Source organism: Bradyrhizobium sp. Kon69, from assembly GCF_055807515.1.
Genome location: NZ_JBVVOS010000439.1, coordinates 1 through 256, shown reverse-complemented (window position 1 = coordinate 256; position 256 = coordinate 1). Strand labels below are relative to the sequence as shown.

At 64.8% G+C, this 256-nt stretch carries 1 protein-coding gene; it reads right to left on the bottom strand.

Going from position 1 to position 256, the window contains the following annotated elements; translation table 11 throughout:
• Nucleotides 1-31: 31 nt before the first annotated feature.
• A partial coding sequence (locus tag AC0L3U_RS39720; RefSeq protein ID WP_473365169.1) for a helix-turn-helix domain-containing protein occupies nt 32-256 on the bottom strand: 225 nt, incomplete at its 5' end.

Genomic DNA, 256 nt, shown 5'->3' with positions numbered 1-256 from the left:
GGTATCGGTAGGCGTGCGCCAGCGCGCTGCTTCAGCCTTCGTTCTGACGCAGGCGCTTGTACAGGGTATTGCGGCTCACCCCCAGTTCGCGGGCGAGGTGGGATATGTTGCCGCCCGCCGCCTTCAAGCGCTGCGTCAGGTCGACGCTGTCATCCAGACGCTCACTGGCGGGCTCCTGTGTCGGCCCCAGCAAATCCACAAAAAAGTCATCGGGCAGGTGCTCCGGGCGGATGGGCTGTTCTTCGGCCATCGCCAG